The organism is Rathayibacter tanaceti, assembly GCF_001634385.1.
GTDB classification, from domain to species: Bacteria; Actinomycetota; Actinomycetes; order Actinomycetales; family Microbacteriaceae; genus Rathayibacter; species Rathayibacter tanaceti.
On the sequence record NZ_LIIN01000076.1, the window covers coordinates 1 to 15,174 of the forward strand.

The following is a 15,174-nucleotide window of genomic DNA, read 5'->3' on the forward strand; positions in this document are numbered from 1 at the left end:
GCAACCGCGAAGCGGAGCCCACCCCCTGTCTCGGTCTCCGCGACCGCGAAGCGGAGCCCACCCCCTCCGGCTTCCGTCGGGCTCGGCGGGGCCTGGTGGGGTCGATCGCAAGGCGGAGGCGTCGGTCGTAGCGACGCTACGTCCGTCGCCGACAACGCCGCGAGCGGCCCCACCAGGCCCCGCCGATCACATGCCGGTGTCTAGGCCGGAGTAGGCGTGGAGCCCCTTGAAGAACACATTGACCACGCCGAAGTTGAACATCACGGCCGCGAAGCCGACGATGGCGAGCCAGGCGGAGGGGGTACCGCGCCAGCCGCGGGTGGCGCGGGCGTGGATGTAGCCGGCGTAGATGGTCCAGATGATGAAGGTCCAGACCTCCTTCGTGTCCCAGCCCCAGTAGCGGCCCCAGGCCTTCTCGGCCCAGACCGCGCCTGCGATGAGGGTGAAGGTCCAGAGGATGAATCCGATGATGGTGACGCGGTAGGCGAGGTTCTCGAGGGTCAGCGAGCTCGGGAGTGTACGCAGGAATCGCAGGACGGAGCGGGGGCTGTCGCCGGCCGTCTCCCTCCGTGACTGGAGGAGCTGGGTGACGGAGAGCGCGAATCCGAGGGCGAAGAAGGCGGTGCCGAGGATCGCGACGAGCACGTGGATCACGAGCCAGTACGACTGGAGTGCCGGCGGGAGGGGGACGACGGCGACGTAGTAGTTGACAGTCGCGACGCCGAGCAGCACGAGGACGAGTCCGGTGATGAACGCGCCGAGGAAGCGGAGGTCCCAGCGCAGTTGGACGGCGAGGAACACGCCGATGATGATGAGCGTCCCGGTGATCGAGAACTCGTACATGTTGGCCCAGGGGACGCGGCCTGCGGCGACGCCGCGGAGGACGGTCGCGGCGAGGTGGAGCACGAAGCCGAGCAGGGTGAGCGAGAACCCGATGCGCATCGCCGTGGACCGGGCGGGGGCGCGGTAGACCTCGTCCTCGACGCGGGTGCCCAGGCGGGAGAGGGTGGCGGTGCGTCCCGATCCGGCGGAGGAGACGGTGGCCTTACCGCTGGCGGCGCGGTCGGCGGCGGCCGCGGAGGCGACGCGCTCCGCCTCCTGCACGACCTCGATCGACTCGCCGTCGGCCAGGGAGGCGCGGCGGGCGAGGTCGACCGCGAAGAAAATGAAGGCCAGCGCGTAGATGCCCATGGCGGAGGAGAGGCACAGCACCGAGTACTGCGAGAGGGTCGCGATCACCCCCTCAGGGTAATCGACCCTCGGCCCCGGCGCCCCTGCACGGATGCACAGACTCGGGCGCTGCCCAGCGGCCGCCTCAGGGGTCGAGCGGCGCGTGCCGGTCGGCGATCGCGCGGACGGCGCGCACCAGTTGCGGGTCCTCACCGCGGGCGAGGCCTGCGTACTCGAGCAGCAGACCGCCGTCGTCCCGGGTCGTCGCCTTCATCCAGACGCGGCGGCGCGGGACGAACAGCGAGGTGAGCAGGCCTGCCAGCACGAGGATCGCGAACAGCAGCACCCAGCTCTGGGTGGCGTCGTGGTGGATGTCGAACGAGGCGAAGCGCTTGACGCTGTCTGTTCCGACGCGGGTCTGGTCGGCTCCGACGTTGTCGAAGGTCACACTGCCGAGCCCGTTGGGCAGTTCGGCCGTGTCACCCGGCTTGAGGGTGAGCGGCGCGACTCCGGTGTCGCCGCCGGTGAGCCGGGTGAGCGAGTCGGTGTTGAGCACGTAGACGGAGGTGGGCACGCCACCGTCGAGTCCGAGGTCGCCCGCGAAGACGTTCAGCGAGAGCACGGGGTACTGAAGGTCGGGGAAGATCGAGGTCGAGGCCCCGGAGGGCAGCTGGTCCTGGGTCGGGTAGAAGAAGCCGGTGAGACCGAGCTGCTCCGAAAGTCCGTCCGGGATCTTGACGACGCCGACGGAGGTGAGGTTGGCGTCCTGGGGCAGGAACGGGATCGAGTCGGTGAAGATCTCGGTTCCGGAGGGATCGCGCACGGTGATCGTGGGGGCGTAGCCGTTGCCGAGCAGGTAGACGTTGGTGCCGCCGATCGAGAGCGGGTCGTTGACCTTGATGGTGCGGTCCTCGGAGGAGCCGCCGCGCTCGGTCGTGCTCACGTGCGCCGTGAAGTCGACGGGCTGGCCCAGCGCCGCCTGGTTCTCCTCCTCGTAGGTCACCTCGAGGTCGTCCAGCGTCAGCTGGTAGGGGTCGAGCTGGCTGCTGTCGAAGAAGCGGCCCGGGTTGAACGAGTCGTAGGCGGCGAGGTTGTTCGCGAAGCCCTGCGTGCCCTCGACGAGGACGCGCTGGCCGCTGTAGCCGAAGCCTCCGCCGACTCCGACCGCGACGAGGATGCCCACGAGCGCCGAGTGGAACACCAGGTTGCCCGTCTCGCGGAGGTAGCCGCGCTCGGCCGACACGCTCGACCAGCGTCCGCGGGGGTCGTCGTAGCGCTCGACGCGGTAGCCCGCGCGGCGCAGCACGGCGTGCGCGGAAGCGACGGCCTCCTCCTCCGAGGCGCCGTCGACCTCGCGGACCGTGTAGCCGGCGAGACGCTGGAGTCGCGCGGGGGTGCGCGGCGGGCGCGAGCGCATCGCCTGGAAGTGGTGCCGCGTGCGCGGGATGATGCAGCCGATCAGCGAGATGAACAGCAGCAGGTAGATGCTCGAGAACCAGGCAGAGGTGTACGTGTCGAACGCCTGGACCTTGTCGAGCAGCGGCGCCAGGTCAGGATTGTCGACGAAGTACTGCGTGACGCCGTTGGGGTCGGAGGAGCGCTGCGGCACCAGCGAGCCCGGCACCGCCGCGATGGCCAGCAGCAGCAGCAGGAACAGCGCCGTGCGCATGCTCGTGAGCTGGCGCCACATCCAGCGCAGCCAGCCGGCCACCCCGAGCGAGGGCTGGGTGACGGTGCCGTCCGAGTCGTAGTGGTCGGCCGGGCGGAAGGACGCGTCGGCCTTCTCCTGCGTCGCCTCATCGGGGCGGCGCGTGCTCTCGTCCGACTCAGATCGCCGGTTGGAAGCCATCGATCACCGCCGAGAGGGATCCGTAGACGAGGGTGTTCCAGACGCCGGTGACCATCAGGACTCCGATCAGGACGAGGGCGGCTCCGCCGGCGATGTTGACGATGCGGATGTGCCGCTTGACGAAGGCGAGCGTGCTGGTGACCCAGCTGAAGCCGAAGGCGACGAGCAGGAACGGCAGGCCGAGTCCGAGGCAGTAGACCAGGGCGAGCAGCGCGCCGCGCCAGGGCGACCCGACACCGTAGCTCAGCGCGAGGATCGAGCTGAGCGTGGGGCCGAGGCAGGGGGTCCAGCCGACTCCGAAGACGATGCCGAGCAGCGGGGCGCCGATCAGGCCAGTCGCGGGACGGACCCCCGGACGCAGGGTCCGCTGGAGGAACGAGAACTGACCGATGAAGACGAGCCCCATCGCGATGACCACGACGCCGAGCACCCGCGTGATGATGTCGGTGTACTGCCGCAACCAGAATCCGACGGTGCCGGCGGCCGCTCCGTAGAGCACGAACACGAGCGAGAAGCCGAGCACGAACAGCAGCACCCCGAGCACGACCCGGCGGCGGCTCCGGGCAGCGCGCTCGTCGGCATCGGTGAATCCGCCGACGTAGGCGAGGTAGCCGGGCACCAGCGGCAGCACGCAGGGAGACGCGAACGACACCAGCCCGGCCAGGAGCGCGATCGGGACGGCGAGGAGGAGCTGACCGCTGACGACGATGTCGCCCACGCCGCTACTCCGGCTCCGCGAGCGTGTCGCCGACGAGCGTCGACAGGATCGACGCCTCCTGCAACTGGCCGAGGATGCGCGAGGCGACGCGACCCTGCTTGTCGAGCACGAGCGTGGTGGGCACGGCGTTCGGCGGAACCGTGCCGGTGAAGGCGAGCTGCACCGAGGAGTCCGTGTCGACGATCGAGGGGTAGCCGATCCCGAAGGTCTCGGCGAAGGCCGCCGCGGTGGGCGCCTGGTCGCGCACATTGACGCCGACGAAGGAGACGCCCTGGTCCGCGTACTCGGTGTTGACCTTCTCGAGGTCGGCCGCCTCGGCGCGGCAGGGCGCGCAGCTCGCGTACCAGAAGTTGACGACGACGACCTGTCCGGCGAGGTCGGCGGAGTCGATGGCTGCGCCGGTCTCGTCGGTGCCGGAGAAGACGATCGGATCGTCGCGGTCGGCGCTCGCGATCTCGGTCACGGTCCCGTCGCCCGAGATGTAGCCCTTGTTGCTGCCGCTGCGGTACTGGTCGGCGAGCGGATCCTGCGTGCAGCCCGCGAGGGCGAGTGCGGCGACCAGGAGGAGCGCGCCCGCGGCGCGGAACCGGCGCATCAGACGGCTCCCACGTCGGTGGCGAGGCCCTGCAAGCCGGCGGCGGGGTCGGAGTAACCGACCTCGGCGAAGCCGTCGCCCCGGCGCTCGAGCGTGGTGATGCTCGAGAGGGCGCAGCGGCGCTTGCGCGGATCGTGGAACAGCCGCTCGCCGGCGAGGGCGCGGTGCACCGTCCAGATGGGGAGCTGGTGGCTGACGATCGCGACGTCACCCTCGACGGTGCTCTGCCAGGCCGACTCGATGGCCGCGTACATCCGGGCCGAGATGGAGAGGTAGGGCTCGCCCCAGCTGGGCTCGAAGGGGTTGCGGAGGGACGGCCAGTACTTGGGGTTCCGCAGGGCGGAGCTGCGGGCGGCGAGCGACTTTCCCTCGAAGCGGTTGCTGGGCTCGATCACCCGTTCGTCGCTGCGGATCTCGAGCTCGAACGCCTGCGAGATCGGCTGCGCCGACTCCTGAGCCCGCTGGAGCGGCGACGCGACCAGCGCGGTGACGTGCCGCGTGCGCTCGAGCAGGTCGTCGGCGGCGGAGCGAGCCATGCGGTGACCCAGGTCTGAGAGCCGGAAGTTCGGGAGTCGCCCGTAGAGGACCCGGTCGGGGTTGAACACCTCGCCGTGCCGCACGAGATGGATCTGATCGGCAACCACGAGCGTCAAGTGTACGGACCGCGGCGTGGGGGAACGCCGGGAAAGGGTCGCCTGAGCCGCACCTGAGCGGAGCCTCAGCGCCGGGCGGACACCGCCGCCGAGAGCCGACGCACCAGCGGGCCGGGCAGGTGGCGCACCACGGCCATCGGCACGCCGAACCGCCACGACGGCACCGAGACGACGGAGCCGCGCGCGACGTCGCGGAGGAACTCCTCCACCACCGCGTCCGCGTCGAGCCAGAGGAAGGAGGGGATGGAGGAGGTGTCCATCGCCGCCCGCTCGTGGAACTCGGTGCGCACCCAGCCGGCGCAGAGCGCGGCCGAGCGGACGCCGGTCCCCCGCAGCTCGACGGCCAGCGACTGCGCGAACGCGGTCTCCCACGCTTCACGGCGGAGTAGGGGCCCAGGTGCACGAAGCCGGCGACGCTCGAGACGGTGAGGATCGCGCCGCGTCCCCGGGCGATCATCGCCTCCGCCGCCGCTCCCGAGAGCACGGCCACCGAGCGCACCATCACCTCGAGCGCCTCGTCCTGCGCTGCGATGTCGAGCTCGGAGAAGCTGCCGTCGATGCCGAATCCGGCGTTGTTGACGAGGACCCGGACGGGGCGGGCGGGGTCGGCGACCCTGTCGCGCACCCTGGCGACCTGCTCGCGATCGCTGAGGTCTGCCGCGAGCACCTCGACGTACGGGGCGCCGAGCGTGCGGAAGGTGCGCGCCGCCTCCTCGAGTCGCCCTTCGTCGCGCGCGACCAGCACGAGGCTCCAGCCCCGTCGGGCGAACGCGCCGGCGAACGCGGCGCCGATGCCCGACGACGCCCCGGTGATCAGTGCGGTGCTCACGGTGCTCCTCTGCGATGAACTCTCGAGCGCGCCCTTCGAGGGCGTCGCCGACAATTGTGCGCGACGGAGCTGGGGCGTCGACGGCGACGCGCTCCCGATCGAATTCTCCGCGCACGCGTCGAGGTGGTCCGTGCTCGGAAGGCGCTGCTCACGCCAGAGAGTTGCCGACGCAACTTCCGCGCAGGTCGAGCTGAAACGCGACCACGCGAGAATTGTCTCTCGCCGGTCTTCGGGGACGACTCAGCGAGTAGTGCCGTCAGGCGCGCGAGGTGAGCCGCGGTCAGAAGCTGCTGAACATCGTCAGGAACTGCGAGTAGGAGCCGCTCGCGACCGCGTCGCGGATCGGCTTCGCGTTCTCGACGACGAGCTCCTGCACCTCGGGGTGCTCGCGCAGCAGGGCAACCAGCTCGGTGAGGAAGTCGTTCACGGGCATCGCCATCGGGTTGTCCTGGTTGCTCAGGAGCGTTGTCGCGACGGCAGGCGGGACGATCTCGACGACCTGGACACCGGAGTTGGCGAGCTGCACGCGCAGGCCCTCGAGGAACGAGTGCACGGCGGCCTTGCTCGCGCTGTAGGTGGGGGTCGCCGGGAACGGGATGAACGCGAGCGCCGAGCTCGTGCTGAGGATCGCGGCGTTCTCCTGGGCCACCAGCTGGGGGAGGAACGCGTAGATCGTCCGGATCGTGCCGAGCAGGTTCGTAGTCACCTGCTCCTCGGCGATGCGGACGTCGTCGGGGTCGCGGACGTTCTCGAGCAGCTGGATGCCGGCGTTGGCGACGAGGAGGTTGAGGTCCGGGTGGCTGATCGCGAGGCGCTCCCGAGCCCGCGCTTCCGAGATCGTGCCGTCGAGCGGAGCGACCGGTGAGGCGAGCGCCGCACATCCTCGATCCGCTATGCCCTGCGGGCGGCAGCAGGCGACAGGCGACCGCACGGTACGGCCTCGATCCGGGCGCCGTCACGGTGCGGTGAGCTGCGACGCCGCGGGGTCAGAACCGGCGCGCAGCGACGTCCGCTCGGTGAGAGGCGGCGATGAGCTCTCGGAGGCGGTCAGCGGACACCGGCGCGCCCGGGTCGGCGAGATAGTCCTTCGTGAAGCCTTCGAGGTCGGCGGCGTAGATCGGCGTGTACGCACCGGATTCGGGCTCGGTGCGCCACGACTCCGCCAGCGTCCCCGCGACGACAGGCTCGAAGCCGAGGTCGTCGATGAGCGCTGAGACGGCGGTCGTGGCTTGCTCGTCGTCGCCGGACACGGCGAGGGCGGTGCGCGGGGTCGTGCCTGCGAGGGCGGGGATGTGGTGCCAGAGGATGTTGTTGAAGGCCTTCACGATGACGGCGCCGGGCAGCAGCTCCTGCTCGAGCTCGGCCGTCGTCAGCTCGAGGCTGTCGAGTCGGGCGATGCGCCCGTCGCGGTGGGGGTAGTAGTTGCCCGTCGAGAGCACGGTCTTGCCGGCGAAGGCACCCTCCGGCAACGCCTTGTACGCGCCGAGCGGCACGGCGAGGACCGGGATGTCGCCGAACTGCGCGGCCTCGAGCGCGTCGCCCGCGCGGGCCTGCGGGCCGAGTTCGGCGATGAGGTCGCGAAGGGATTCGGGCCCGCGAGAGTTCGCCATGAGCACCTCGTAGCCGGCGGTGATCGCCAGGCGCGCGATCCCGCTGCCGATGTCTCCGCTGCCGAGGATTCCGATGCGCTTCATGCCTGTCTCCTTGTGTCGTGGTCTTGCTTGGTCGTGCTGCTCGCCGGAGAGCAGAGGGGGTCAGCGGGGCTCGTCGCCGGCAGGTGCGGGTGCGGCCGCCGGGGCCTCCCAGCCGGTCCGGGTCAGCGCGGCGAGAGCCGCACCGGACGTGTCATCGGCGAGGGCGGCGCCGCGGACCCAGCTCGTCGCCAGCGCGGCGAGGAAGAGGTCTCGAGCTCGCACCTCGCCGCGCGCTCGGCCGTCGCGCTGCGCATCATCGAGGAATTCAGCTGTGGTGGTGATGAATCCCTGACAGGTGGTCGTCAGGGGCGACGAGGTCGTCGCCGTTGCGGCTCGAAGCGGCTCGGGCAGTCCCTCGAAAGCACTCGCCCAGTCGGCGATCGCTCGGAGCCAGCCGTCCAGCGCTTCCGCCGTATCGGCTGAGCCGGCACGGAGGGCGTCGCGCCGAGCGACGAGCTCGTCGTCGCGATCTGAGAGCAGTGCCGCCAGGAGTGCTTCGCGGTTCGGGAAGTGCCGGTAGAGCGTGCCGGCGCCGATGCCGGCGCGCTTCGCGATCGCGTCGAGCGAGCCGCGGACGCCGTGCTCGGAGAAGTGCTGCGCCGCGGTATCGAGGATCAGATCCCGGTTGCGCTGTGCGTCGGCGCGAGGCACGCGGCCGGTCGTGATCCTGCTGTCCTCCACGAGCGGCTCCTCTTCCTCTGCGGCGGAGAGTCTCTCCGTATCGGCTAAGAGGATACTCTCTCCGCTTGTCGAGGTGTCCAGTGCTCGCCGGCGCGACTGCTCCGCCGTTTCCCTGATGCTCCTCCGCGAAGGCGGGCTCAGCGGCCTCTCCGATCGCCGATCCTCGGACAACCCGTCTCTGCCTGGCGAGCGGGCCCCCCTCTACCGTCGCTCCTGCTGTCCGACACGGGACGGCTACGACGAAGGAGCTCGAACAGATGAATCTCACCGGCAACACGATCCTCATCACCGGTGGCACCTCCGGCATCGGCCTGGGCCTCGCCCTGCGCCTGCACGAAGCGGGCAACACGGTGATCATCGCGGGACGCCGAAGGGCGCTGCTGGACGCGATCACGACGGAGCATCCCGGCATCGAGTCGATCGAGCTCGACGTCGCCGACGCCGACTCGGTCACGCGGGCCCGCGAGCGCCTCGAGACCAGCCACCCCGGCCTGAACGTCCTCGTGAACAACGCGGGGATCATGCTCAAGGAGGATCTCCTCGATCCGTCCGACGTCCGGATCGCCGAGCAGCACGTCCAGACCAACCTCCTCGGACCGATCCGGACGGCCTACGCCTTCACGCCTCTCCTCGTCGGCAAGGAGGGAGCGACCATCGTGAACGTCTCCTCCTCGCTCGCGTTCGTGCCCTACCCGGCGACGCCGACGTACAGCGCGACGAAGGCGGCACTGCACGCCTTCACCGAGAGCCAGCGCATCCGCCTCGCCGAGTCCGCCATCCAGGTCGTCGAGATCGTGCCGCCGGGCGTTCGCACCGAGCTGCTCGGTCAGCAGGACGACGAGGACGCGATGCCTCTGGACGAGTTCCTCGACGAGGTCCTCGCCCTGCTGCGTGCGGACCCGGACGCCCACGAGATCGTCGTGGAGAGGGCTCGAGGGATCCGCGACGCACCCGCCAGCGGCTCCTACGGGGAGCTGCTGGCCCTGTTCGGCAGCCTCTGAGTCGCTCCGCCTCCCCATTGTGACGGCCACCTCCGGCTCGGCGACGGGTCGCCGAGGTGGTCGTCTCGCGAGCGGGGGATCACCGGTCCCTGGCTCCGGTCCGGCTCCTGGCTCATCATGGGCGGATGGACAGACGACTGCTCGCCGAATTCCTCCGCTCGCGCCGTGAGCTGCTGCGCCCGCGCGACGTCGGCCTGTCGGAGGGGCCGCGCAGGCGCGCCCCGGGGCTGCGCCGCGAGGAGGTCGCCCAGCTGGCTGGCATGTCCACCGACTACTACGCGCGCCTCGAGCAGCAGCGCGCTCCGACGCCGTCGACCCAGATCGCTGCCTCCCTCGCCCGGGCGCTCCGCCTGACCCTCGACGAGCGCGACCACCTGTTCGCCCTCATCGGGCACAACGCCCCGGGCAGGTCGGTCCACTCCGACCACGTGAGCCCGGCGCTGATGAGCGTGCTCGACGGGCTGGCTGACGTGCCGTGCCTCGTGCAGAACGACCTCCACGAGACCCTCGCGATGAACGCCCTCGCCATGGCGCTGATCGGCGACGAGACGAGGTTCACCGGTGCGGCCCGCAGCGGATTCCACCGCTGGTTCACCGATCCCGACGAGCGCCGCCTCTACCCCGACGACGCGCAGGAGGAGCACGGGCGGTTCCTCGTCGCCCGCCTGCGGATGGCCACCACCTCGGGCAGCGACACGGCCTGGGCCGCGCGGATCGCGGCCGAGCTCTCGCAGCGCAGCGCCGAGTTCGCCCGCCTCTGGCAGCTCCACGAGGTCGCGCGGCGGTACGACGACTGCAGGATCCTCGTCCACCCCGAGCTCGGGCCGATCGAGATCGACGCGCAGATGCTCTTCACCGAGGACCGCTCGCAGACCCTCCTCCTGCTCAACCCGGGAGGCAGCGGCGAGAGCCGCAGCAAGCTCGACCTGCTCAAGGTCATCGGCCGCCAGAGCCTCGGTCCCCGCGTCGCGGCGGACTGACCACCGGATCCACCAACGACACGACAAGGACGAGTCCATGCACATCCCCGCCAGCAGTGCCAGGGAGATCACCACCCCCGAGGGCACGATCCGCAAGTACCGCGTCCTCCCCGACGCGGGCGTCGCCCACCAGGTCATCACGACGAGCAGCCCGGCCACCGGGAGCCACCTGAACAAGGAGGTCCAGGAGATCTACTTCATCATCGAAGGGACCGCCGTGATCACCGTGGGCGAGGACAGCTTCGAAGTGGGCGAGAAGGACATCGTCGTGGTCGAGCCGATGGTCCCCCACTCCATCCGGACCGAGGGACTCACCTACCTCACCGTGACCCGTCCGGACTGGTTCTTCGAGCAGTACGAGCACGTGCAGGGCGACTGAGCACAGCGGGTCCCCGCCGCGAGGTCGCGTTCTCGAGTCTCCGCCGAGAGCGGGAGCTAGCCGGCGGGCGCTGACGGAGCCTCCGCGGCAGCGTCGAGGGCCGTGATGTACCTAGTGATGGCATCGCGGTTCTGGGAGAGGAAGTCGATCTTCTGCGACATCCGGTCCCGCTCCAGTGCCAGCAGGTCGCGAAGGCCAGGCTCGACGTTGCGGACGACGATGTCGTGCTCCTGATCCAGGCAGGGGAGGATGTCGGCGATGATGCGGGACGGGATGCCGAAGTCCACGAGGCCTCGGATTTTGCCGACCCGTTCGGCGAGATAGTCCGGGTAGTCGCGGTAACCGTTCTCGAGTCGTCGCGGGCTGATCAACCCTTGCTCTTCTTAGTAGCGGAGCATGCGCGGTGCCACGCCTGTTCTCTTGGAAAGTTCGCCGATTCGCAGGGTGCCTCCATCTGAGGTCGGGCCCTCACCTCGAGGCAAGAGATGGAGCCTGAAGGACTATTTCTCGAGTTTCGACTCCTACCGGGGAGCGCTCCGGTTCACCATGCCTGAGGGACGAAAGGAGCGGTTGCCCTCGCCCCGGATCGCACGCCAACCCTCGCGAGTAGACTCCCCTACCGTGACCGACGCGACCCGCCTCCCCCGAACCACCGTCAAGAAGCTCGCCGCCCTCGAAGACGGGCCGGTGCGCGTCTCCGGCTGGGTCGAGACCGTGCGCGATCAGAAGAAGGTGCAGTTCGTCGTCCTCCGCGACGAGTCGGGCGCCGTCCAGCTGGTGAACCCCGCCGTCCGCGAGGCCGTCGAGGGCGACGACGCATCGGAGGCGAAGCTCGCGATCACCGAGGCGATCTCCGGCCTCGCGCAGGGCTCCTTCATCACGGTCACCGGCGCGCTCAAGCACGACGAGCGCGTGAAGCTCGGCGGCATCGAGGTCAAACTCGAGACGCTCGAGATCGTGTCCGAGTCGATCCCCGAGGCGCCCATCGCGCCCGACTCCGGCATCGACAAGCGCATGGACTGGCGCTTCCTCGACCTGCGCCGCCCCGAGCAGAACCTGATCGCGCGCGTACAGACCACGTTCGAGCACGCCCTGCGCACCTACTGGGTCGAGAACGACTTCATCGAGATCCACACCCCGAAGCTGATGGCGAGCGCCTCGGAGTCGCGGGCCGAGCTCTTCGAAGTCGAGTACTTCGAGACCAAGGCCTACCTCGCGCAGAGCCCCCAGTTCTTCAAGCAGATGGCTCAGCCCGCCGGCTTCGGCAAGGTCTTCGAGGTCGGACCGGCGTTCCGCGCGGACCCGAGCTTCACCTCGCGGCACGCGACCGAGTTCACCAGCGTCGACGCCGAGGTGTCGTGGATCGACTCGCACGAGAACGTCATGGAGCTGCACGAGCAGCTCATCGTCGCGGGCCTCACCGCGGTCGTCGCGAAGCACGGCGCCGAGGTCAAGGCGCTCTTCGACATCGACCTCACCGTGCCGACCACGCCGTTCCCGCGCATCCCGCTGGCCGAGGCCAAGCGCATCGTCGCCGAGCGCGGCTACGAGGTGCCCCGCGCCGACGACGACATGGATCCCGAGGGCGAGCGCCGCATCGCGGCGTACGTCAAGGAGGAGTTCGGCCACGACTTCGTGTTCCTCACCGACTACGCCGCCAGCATCCGACCCTTCTACCACATGCGCCGCGAGGGCGACGGGACGATCACCAACAGCTACGACCTCATCTACAACGGTGTCGAGATCTCGACCGGAGCCCAGCGCGAGCACCGCGTCGACGTGCTCGTCGAGCAGGCCCGCGAGAAGGGCCTCGACCCCGAGGAGCTCGAGTTCTACCTCGACTTCTTCCGCTACGGAGTCCCGCCGCACGGCGGCTTCGGTATGGGCCTCTCGCGCGTGATCATGCTGATGCTGAACCAGGCGAACCTCCGCGAAGTGACCTACCTCTTCCGCGGTCCGACACGCCTCCTGCCCTAGGCGCGGCACACCGCCGCCGAGGGAACCCCGGACCGTCGAGACCGCCAGGAACACCTGGTTCCCTCGACGGGCTGGGGTTCCCGCGCGTCAGTGGCGGAGTCGCTCATACGGCACTCGACGACTGAGCCAGGCGAGCAGGCCGGCGGCGAGCGCCGCGAGCGCCGCCAGGACTGCGAGGAGCCAGACACCCGAACTCGCGGCGACGACCAGGAACGCGATCGCCGCGAGGCCCGACCCGATGGCGAAGTTCCAGCGGACGTCGGTCGACACTCCGCTCTCGGGTCTCGCCCACATCACGACGAGCGCGGTCGCGAGCGGGCCGAGGAAGAGCCCGAGCACGAACCAGCGCCAGCGCGAGCGGCCCTTCTGCTCGGCGAGGCCCGCGGTGACGATCGCGAGTGCGAACCAGATCCAGCTGGAATCCTGCAGAGGGGAAGTCATGCGCCGAGCCTAAGGCGCGGGCAGGATCACCAGGTCGAGGTAGTCCGCCAGGCATGCCACCATGTCCACCGCGTCGCGCTCGAGGAGCCACTGCAACTGGATCCCGTCCCAGAGCGCGATGATCGACGCTGCCACTCGATCCGGGTCGCAGCCCTCCCGCAGCAGCCCCGCCGCCGCCAGCTCTCGCAGCTCCGCCGCGTACTCGCTCCGGAGGCGCCGGAAGCGCGCGGCGAAGAAGTCGCGCCCCGGATGCTCCTGCGTCGTCGATTCGCCGCAGAGTACCGCGTAGAGCTCGATGACCCCGGGAGCCGTCTCGTTGTATCGGGTCTGTCGGAGGATGCCGGCGACCAGCCCCTCCTCCGGGTCGGGCGGCGAGGAGCCGTCTCCGGTGATCAGGTCGCGGTGCTCGAGCACAGCGAAGAGCAGATCGGTCTTCGACGGGAAGTAGTGGAGCAGGCTGGTCTGGCTGAGCCCGACGCGGTCGGCCACCTCCTGGAGCGAACCGCGGGCGTAGCCGCGGGCGGCGAAGACCTGGTGCGCGGCCTCGATGATCGCCCGTCGGCGCTCGGCCGACTTCGCGTAGGGGCCGCGCCGTCTCGTCGCCTCGGCCATCGACTCCTCCTCGTCCGAGAGCCCGCGCAGCGTCGCGCCGTGACCCTCGAACGGCCAGCGTAGCGGCGTCTACGGAGCAGTGCGGCCAATTTCGAGCAGCTACTCGAATTTGTGGTAGCGTCCCGGTCATTGCCGGGTGGAAGTCCCGGTCGTCCACCACGACGAAGTGAGGGAAGATGCATCCGTTCACCCGCAGACAGCTCATCGCCGCCGGTCTCGGCACCGCGGCACTCGGAGGGCTGACGGCCTGCGCCACGCCCGGCACGGTCTCGGTCAACACCGCGCCGACCATCCCGGCGGCCGACGGTCCGGTCCGCCTGCAGTACTGGGGGTGGCTTAAGGACCTCCAGAAGGTGTGCGACGTCTGGAACGCGTCGCACCCCGAGGTGCAGGTCGAGGCCGTCTGGATCCCCGGCGGCAACGTCGGCGGTTACCAGAAGCTGTACTCCGCCCTCGCGGCCGGCGGCGGCCCCGACATCGGCCAGGTCGAGATCCGCTCGCTCCCCGAGTTCATGCTCGTGAACGGGATCGTCGACCTCACCCGCTACGGCGTCGAGCAGTACCAGGACCTCTACGACCCCACCCTCTGGGGTCAGGTCAGCTACACCGGCGGCGTGTACGGGATCCCGCAGGACAGCGGCCCGATGGCGCTCTTCTACCAGCCGGAGGTGTTCGGCGCGGTCGGTGCGGAGCCTCCGACGACCTGGGACGACTGGGCCGCCGTCGCGGCCGAGCTGCGCGGGGCAGACTCGTACATCGACTGCTTCCCGCTCGCCGACGCCTCCGTCTTCGCCGCGTTCGCGACGCAGGCGGGCGCCCAGTGGCTGCGTCCGGAGGAGGACGGCTGGGTCATCGACATGACCGACGACGCCACCACGCAGGTCGCCGCCTTCTTCGACACGGCGATCGACAAGGACCTCGTGCAGACCGGCTACGGCGCCTACTCCCCCGCCTGGTTCGCGGCGGCGGCGAAGGGCGGCATCGCGTCCTGCGCGACCGGCAGCTGGGGTGACGCGCTGATCGAGGGCGTCAGCGGCGGCGCCGGCAAGTGGCGCGCCGCTCCGATGCCCGTCTGGGGCGACTCCGGCTTCGGCTCGAGCTTCCTCGGCGGGTCGACCGCGGCGATCTTCGCCAGCAGCAAGCACCCGAAGGAGGCGATGGAGTTCGCGGTCTGGATGACCACGACCCAGGAGGGCATCGACGCGATGATCGCGAACAGCGGCATCGGCTGGTCGCCCGCCGTTGACGAGATCGGCACCGCCCGCAAGGGACCGAGCGAGTTCTTCAGCGGCCAGAACTACAACGAGGACATCCTCGTTCCTGCCGCGAAGGAGCAGAACCCGGACTGGTCCTGGTGGCCCGTCACGCAGCAGTCCTTCAACATCCTGAGCGACGGCTTCCGCAAGAAGGCGTCGGGACTCTCGCTCGTCGACGCGGTCGCCGAGGCGGAGCAGCAGATCATCACGGTCTTCCAGAACAAGGGCCTCAGCATCAGGAAGGCCTCCGCATGACCACCACGACTTCTCCCGCCGCCGCCGCCGTCGCGGCCACCACCCGCACGCCCGGCTCCCCCCGCCGCAGCCGCGCGGTCGCCC

At 70.0% G+C, this 15,174-nt stretch carries 17 protein-coding genes and 1 pseudogene; 5 read left to right on the forward strand and 13 right to left on the reverse strand.

Translation table 11 applies throughout. The annotated features are described in order from the left end of the window. Positions 1 to 186: 186 nt before the first annotated feature. The 10 genes and pseudogenes from ccsB to ACH61_RS10105 all read right to left on the reverse strand — a co-directional run bounded on the left by ccsB (position 187) and on the right by ACH61_RS10105 (position 8,189). The gene (gene ccsB / locus ACH61_RS10065) at positions 187 to 1,191 is read right to left on the reverse strand and encodes a c-type cytochrome biogenesis protein CcsB (RefSeq protein WP_068211789.1); all 1,005 of its coding nucleotides are present in this window, start codon (positions 1,189 to 1,191) and stop codon (positions 187 to 189) included. Between the two features lie 124 nt (positions 1,192 to 1,315). After that, on the reverse strand, positions 1,316 to 3,019 hold the full coding sequence (gene resB, locus ACH61_RS10070) for a cytochrome c biogenesis protein ResB (protein ID WP_082845182.1): 1,704 nt from the start codon (positions 3,017 to 3,019) through the stop codon (positions 1,316 to 1,318). Beyond that, a complete protein-coding gene (locus ACH61_RS10075; RefSeq protein ID WP_068211777.1) occupies positions 2,997 to 3,737 on the reverse strand; it encodes a cytochrome c biogenesis CcdA family protein in 741 nt (246 codons plus the stop codon). Before ACH61_RS10075 ends, resB begins: the two co-directional genes overlap by 23 nt. Before the next feature lie 4 nt (positions 3,738 to 3,741). Then, positions 3,742 to 4,332 (reverse strand): TlpA family protein disulfide reductase, encoded by a 591-nt coding sequence (locus ACH61_RS10080; protein ID WP_068211778.1) that lies wholly within the window; start codon positions 4,330 to 4,332, stop codon positions 3,742 to 3,744. Further along, a complete protein-coding gene (locus ACH61_RS10085; protein ID WP_068211779.1) occupies positions 4,332 to 4,976 on the reverse strand; it encodes a histidine phosphatase family protein in 645 nt (214 codons plus the stop codon). The genes ACH61_RS10080 and ACH61_RS10085 overlap by 1 nt, the downstream gene beginning before the upstream one ends. A 74-nt stretch (positions 4,977 to 5,050) precedes the next feature. Then, complete coding sequence (locus tag ACH61_RS19065; RefSeq protein ID WP_330220156.1) at positions 5,051 to 5,275, reverse strand: SDR family oxidoreductase; 225 nt, start codon at positions 5,273 to 5,275, stop codon at positions 5,051 to 5,053. Between the two features lie 137 nt (positions 5,276 to 5,412). Next, positions 5,413 to 5,814, reverse strand: a pseudogene (locus ACH61_RS19070) (SDR family NAD(P)-dependent oxidoreductase); the annotation flags it as partial. A gap of 280 nt (positions 5,815 to 6,094) precedes the next feature. Beyond that, positions 6,095 to 6,745, reverse strand: a complete 651-nt coding sequence (locus ACH61_RS10095) for an SDR family NAD(P)-dependent oxidoreductase (RefSeq protein ID WP_068211780.1) — start codon at positions 6,743 to 6,745, stop codon at positions 6,095 to 6,097. A 55-nt stretch (positions 6,746 to 6,800) separates the two neighbouring features. After that, a complete protein-coding gene (locus tag ACH61_RS10100) occupies positions 6,801 to 7,508 on the reverse strand; it encodes an NADPH-dependent F420 reductase (protein ID WP_068211781.1) in 708 nt (235 codons plus the stop codon). A gap of 60 nt (positions 7,509 to 7,568) precedes the next feature. Then, complete coding sequence (locus ACH61_RS10105) at positions 7,569 to 8,189, reverse strand: TetR/AcrR family transcriptional regulator (RefSeq protein ID WP_068211782.1); 621 nt, start codon at positions 8,187 to 8,189, stop codon at positions 7,569 to 7,571. Positions 8,190 to 8,446: 257 nt separating this feature from the next. On the opposite strand from ACH61_RS10105, the gene ACH61_RS10110 reads away from it, so the two are divergent. The 3 genes from ACH61_RS10110 (at position 8,447) to ACH61_RS10120 (ending at position 10,549) form a co-directional block, all read left to right on the forward strand. Beyond that, complete coding sequence (locus ACH61_RS10110; protein WP_068211783.1) at positions 8,447 to 9,190, forward strand: SDR family oxidoreductase; 744 nt, start codon at positions 8,447 to 8,449, stop codon at positions 9,188 to 9,190. Positions 9,191 to 9,315: 125 nt separating this feature from the next. Further along, positions 9,316 to 10,170: a helix-turn-helix transcriptional regulator gene (locus ACH61_RS10115; RefSeq protein ID WP_068211784.1), complete on the forward strand. Its 855-nt coding sequence runs from the start codon at positions 9,316 to 9,318 to the stop codon at positions 10,168 to 10,170. Between the two features lie 37 nt (positions 10,171 to 10,207). Then, entirely contained in the window at positions 10,208 to 10,549 is a 342-nt protein-coding gene (locus ACH61_RS10120; RefSeq protein ID WP_068211785.1) for a cupin domain-containing protein, read from the forward strand. A 56-nt stretch (positions 10,550 to 10,605) separates the two neighbouring features. On the opposite strand, the gene ACH61_RS10125 is transcribed toward ACH61_RS10120, so the two are convergent. Beyond that, a complete protein-coding gene (locus tag ACH61_RS10125) occupies positions 10,606 to 10,920 on the reverse strand; it encodes a MerR family transcriptional regulator (protein ID WP_236713630.1) in 315 nt (104 codons plus the stop codon). 214 nt (positions 10,921 to 11,134) lie between these two features. Here ACH61_RS10125 and aspS point away from each other — a divergent pair, with 214 nt between their 5' ends. Beyond that, the gene (gene aspS / locus ACH61_RS10130) at positions 11,135 to 12,526 is read left to right on the forward strand and encodes an aspartate--tRNA(Asn) ligase (RefSeq protein ID WP_413784034.1); all 1,392 of its coding nucleotides are present in this window, start codon (positions 11,135 to 11,137) and stop codon (positions 12,524 to 12,526) included. Between the two features lie 87 nt (positions 12,527 to 12,613). On the opposite strand, the gene ACH61_RS10135 is transcribed toward aspS, so the two are convergent. Beyond that, the gene (locus tag ACH61_RS10135) at positions 12,614 to 12,967 is read right to left on the reverse strand and encodes a hypothetical protein (RefSeq protein WP_082845184.1); all 354 of its coding nucleotides are present in this window, start codon (positions 12,965 to 12,967) and stop codon (positions 12,614 to 12,616) included. A gap of 9 nt (positions 12,968 to 12,976) precedes the next feature. Further along, complete coding sequence (locus ACH61_RS10140; protein ID WP_068211787.1) at positions 12,977 to 13,579, reverse strand: TetR/AcrR family transcriptional regulator; 603 nt, start codon at positions 13,577 to 13,579, stop codon at positions 12,977 to 12,979. Between the two features lie 176 nt (positions 13,580 to 13,755). Between ACH61_RS10140 and ACH61_RS10145 the strand changes: the two genes are divergently transcribed. After that, positions 13,756 to 15,090, forward strand: coding sequence for an ABC transporter substrate-binding protein (locus ACH61_RS10145; protein ID WP_068211788.1), 1,335 nt, complete (start codon positions 13,756 to 13,758; stop codon positions 15,088 to 15,090). Positions 15,091 to 15,174: the final 84 nt, after the last annotated feature.